Raw genomic sequence first — 3,650 nt, 5'->3', positions numbered from 1 at the left:
CCATGTTCTTGTCCTCCAACAAGAACATGTACCGTTAAAGGATATTTATGGTTTACATATTAGATAGACAGAGGTTTTCTACCACATGCTACAATATAATTCATCATCGCAAACGCTTCAGAAGAATTACTGAACATTTCATATGCTTGCTTCATTTGTTCAAATTCTTCTAAAGTAATCACGCCTTTTTTATAGAATTGTACAAATCGATTAATATTAAGTTGTCTTTTAAATCCATCAATTCCATGCACATCACTATGCTGAATTACTGAATCAATATCAATTTCTATGTATCCACTTTTTAATAAGAGACGCGGTAAACTTCTACCTATCAATCGATTCCCACCTTTTAGTGCTACATAATCCGAGATTTTCTTTAAGATATTATGTAACAATGGTATTTCTGGATTAATCGTACCAAAAACCCCATCATCAATATCAATGATTACTAATCTCCCATTTGGCTTTAGCACTCGGTAAATCTCTTGTGATGCTTCTAGTGGATTATGTAAGTGGAGAAAAATTAATCTTGCAACTACAAAATCAAAGGAATTATCTGGTAGACCAGTATTGTAAATCGATGATTGCACAAAATTAATACGTTCAGATGGAACATCTCTAAGTAATGCTTTAGCTTGATCTTGTAATGTATGATCTATTTCTAGAGAGGTAATATGACTGTCTGGTAAACTATTAACTAATTGCTTGGTTACATATCCAGGACCACTCCCAACTTCTAATACGCACATACCATTTTTTAATCCATACCATTCTAACGTTCGAAATTCTTTTTTCCAACTCATCATTGCTTGTACTCTTAATCGCTCTACTTCCTCTTCAAAACCTAGAGCAGTGTTTTGGATATTATAAGTTGAACGCGTGTCTTTCATATATTTCCTCCAGTTTACGTTTGGATTTGCGGAGATTTCTTATAACGTCTTATCTACGAACTTCGTAAATAACTCCATATGTAGAGTATTCGCGAAATTAATGAACTACCCCTGCCGGTAGCTTAATAAATTAGATCAATACTTAAATATTTATCTAATCGGTAATCGGAACATGTTCTTGTCCTTTTCGGCAATCGGTACAAGTTCTTGTCCTTGGCTCGGGACAAGAACTTGTACCGATAACACAAAAAAGCCGCTAAAATAGCGACTTCCAATGGGACTATGTTCTTGTCCCTCGACACTTTTACCACGATTGTCGGAGGACAAAGGGTTTTCTTCAGGATTTTAGGGATCCTCTTACAGTTCGTTTTTGAGCAATGGTTTCATTTCTTTTCATTAAGTACAGTCCTTTCTTTTTTGTTTTACTATATAAACAAAAACTCGATATTTTATACACAATCTATGTAGCGAACATGTGCAACAATTTGCTGATCATCTGACTTTGTCCAGAAATTTGCAATACAGTTCTCTGGCCCGTAAATTTCGCTCACTATTTAGCTATTCTTCCCATTTAAACTCACCAAGAGCTCAATTCTCCGCTTTACCACTACTTATGATACGGTTCTCCGCGCTATCTGTAACGGCAAGTATTACGAAAATGAGGAAGCGCTGTTATGCTCCCTCATAATCTTCAACTCATTCCAATTCCAAAATTGACTCACCACTAATTATTGTGCCATTAACTTTCCCCTCGCAAATTTCTTTCATTGAGCCCGGCTTGTCAAAATTAAACACATGCATTGGCAGATTGTAGTCTCTAGCTAAGATGAAAGCTGATTGATCCATTACCTTCAAGTTATATTTTAAAACATCGTTGTAGTGAAGTGACCTGAACTTCCTTGCTTCTTTGTCGAACTTAGGGTCTGCATTGAGAACACCGTTCACCCCTTGTTTTGCTACTAACAATGCTTCACAATTAACTTCGATTGCCCTTTGAACGGAAGGGTAATCCGTAGTAACGTAGGGTTGCCCGTTTCCTCCAGCAAAAATTACTATGTAGCCCTTTTCCAGATGGTGAACTGCTCTTAGTCTGATGTATGGTTCTGCAACTGATGTAATAGGTATTGCTGTCATTACACGAACTTCTTTGTCTGTTTTGGCTTTAAGAACTCCTCGAAGCATCAAGCTATTAATAACAGTAGCAAGCGTCCCGATGTTGTCAGCTTCTGCTCTTTCTATTCCCCAGCTTTCCGCCATATTGCCGCGAAAAATATTCCCTCCACCTATAACTAATGATACCTCAACACCTAGATTTACAACTGACATAATTTCATTAGCAATATGGTCTAACCTTTCGGGCTCAAAACCAAATTCCGTGTTTCCGGCCACTGCTCCACCACTTAGTTTAATAAGAACTCTTTTGTACCTTGTCAAATTAACACCTCCGCGCAAATAAAAAACACTAAAGCAACGAATGCTTTAGTGTCTTAATGGAACGAGAATATGAAATTGTAACAATCGACTTATCATAAGCCTTCCGTTTCCTCCTCATATTCCCACCCCTTCCAGTAATTTTTCATCAATTCATTCTATACTGTGTGAGGGTAAAATGCAACACCGAAAGCGACAGGATTTCAACCATATATTAATTCCATGAGCACCTGATCTACGGGGCTATTTCTGTATCTTGAGGAGGTATTTATTTTGCGTATCATCGTTACGTGTCAGGATTTAAAATTGCTTCGGCACGCCAAAGCAATTCAACTGGAGCTCCTCGATCCTGTCCAAGATTACTTCAACCAACTAAGGGTCGAACTTGAAGACAAAGCTAAGGGCGAATTCCGCTTGGGCAGAGATGGCTACATTGTCGTTCTTGAAGCTGGAGACAACGTCTGTGACCTCGGCAACGTCGGGCTGAGCCCTAAAAGAGGCGGACTGCTGGGTAGTTGCCCCGAGTACGTCGAACTGCTCGACATAGGCGAAGGACTCCAGGCGTACAAAATCGCAGTACTGTACGACAACGACTACATGATGACGTTCTTCACGCAGGCCGGAGCGCATGACGAGGAGGTCGAACAATGGCTGAAAGACCAAGCGGAAAGAAACTGACGACAAACGAACTAATTCTCCAGAAACTGAAAGAAACGTTCGATCGGAACGAAAGCGTCACAGCCGACAGCAACTGGACGAACGCATGGATCATGCTTGCCGCGCTGAAGCCATTCTCCGACCATTTTGGAGAACATCCCCCATACCCACTGTCTGGTCGAAAGCAGACTCACCTCGTCCGCGTAGTCGATACTCATCTAATCGGTAATCGGCTCATGTTCTTGTCCTTTACGGCAATCGGAACAAGTTCTTGTCCCTCCGACACGTATATGTCGGGAGATTGTTACAATTGGCGTGTTTGCCACGATCAATCGGCAATGAATAAAAGTTCTTGTCCTCCGACATATGCAGGTGATTCAGAAACAACAACTAGCCAGGAAGAACGAGATGCCTTAGAACAAGGTAATCCGGATCTTTACTATAAGCTGACCACCGTTGATTTATATGCCTCAACATCACGCCTCCGAGTAAAGCCACCCTACGGTGGCCATTGTTACCGAGCGGTCAACTTCTTGAATGACATAAACAACTTAGGAAATCTCAACTTCAAGTTAAATTAAGGTGCGTGGTTTCGACGTCTTACGAGAAGAAAGCATCTATCTCAGTTCAGCCAGTGCCAGTTGAGAGTAAATCTTCCCCCTCTCTAGAAGG

At 40.4% G+C, this 3,650-nt stretch carries 4 protein-coding genes; 1 reads left to right on the top strand and 3 read right to left on the bottom strand.

All coding sequences use genetic code 11. The features are described 5' to 3' along the window. Positions 1–59: 59 nt before the first annotated feature. Both M4D81_RS34600 and pyrH read right to left on the bottom strand, forming a co-directional pair. Positions 60–890 (bottom strand): methyltransferase domain-containing protein, encoded by an 831-nt coding sequence (locus M4D81_RS34600; RefSeq protein WP_260069685.1) that lies wholly within the window; start codon positions 888–890, stop codon positions 60–62. A 696-nt stretch (positions 891–1,586) separates the two neighbouring features. Next, entirely contained in the window at positions 1,587–2,324 is a 738-nt protein-coding gene (gene pyrH, locus M4D81_RS34595; RefSeq protein WP_260069684.1) for a UMP kinase, read from the bottom strand. Between the two features lie 270 nt (positions 2,325–2,594). Here pyrH and M4D81_RS34590 point away from each other — a divergent pair, with 270 nt between their 5' ends. Next, entirely contained in the window at positions 2,595–2,999 is a 405-nt protein-coding gene (locus M4D81_RS34590; RefSeq protein WP_260069683.1) for a hypothetical protein, read from the top strand. A gap of 11 nt (positions 3,000–3,010) precedes the next feature. On the opposite strand, the gene M4D81_RS34585 is transcribed toward M4D81_RS34590, so the two are convergent. Then, complete coding sequence (locus tag M4D81_RS34585) at positions 3,011–3,196, bottom strand: hypothetical protein (RefSeq protein ID WP_260069682.1); 186 nt, start codon at positions 3,194–3,196, stop codon at positions 3,011–3,013. Between the last annotated feature and the right edge of the window lie 454 nt (positions 3,197–3,650).

It is taken from the genome of Paenibacillus sp. p3-SID867 (assembly GCF_025142895.1).
In the GTDB taxonomy this organism is placed as follows: domain Bacteria; phylum Bacillota; class Bacilli; order Paenibacillales; family Paenibacillaceae; genus Paenibacillus_AQ.
The sequence above is the reverse complement of the archived record's forward strand: the minus strand, read 5'-3'. Positions and strand labels throughout refer to the sequence as shown.

Excerpts from the sequence above, each read along its gene's own strand:
- M4D81_RS34600 (WP_260069685.1), bottom strand. The coding sequence starts at position 890 with ATGAAAGACACGCGTTCAACTTATAATATCCAAAACACTGCTCTAGGT.
- M4D81_RS34585 (WP_260069682.1), bottom strand. The coding sequence starts at position 3,196 with ATGAGTATCGACTACGCGGACGAGGTGAGTCTGCTTTCGACCAGACAG.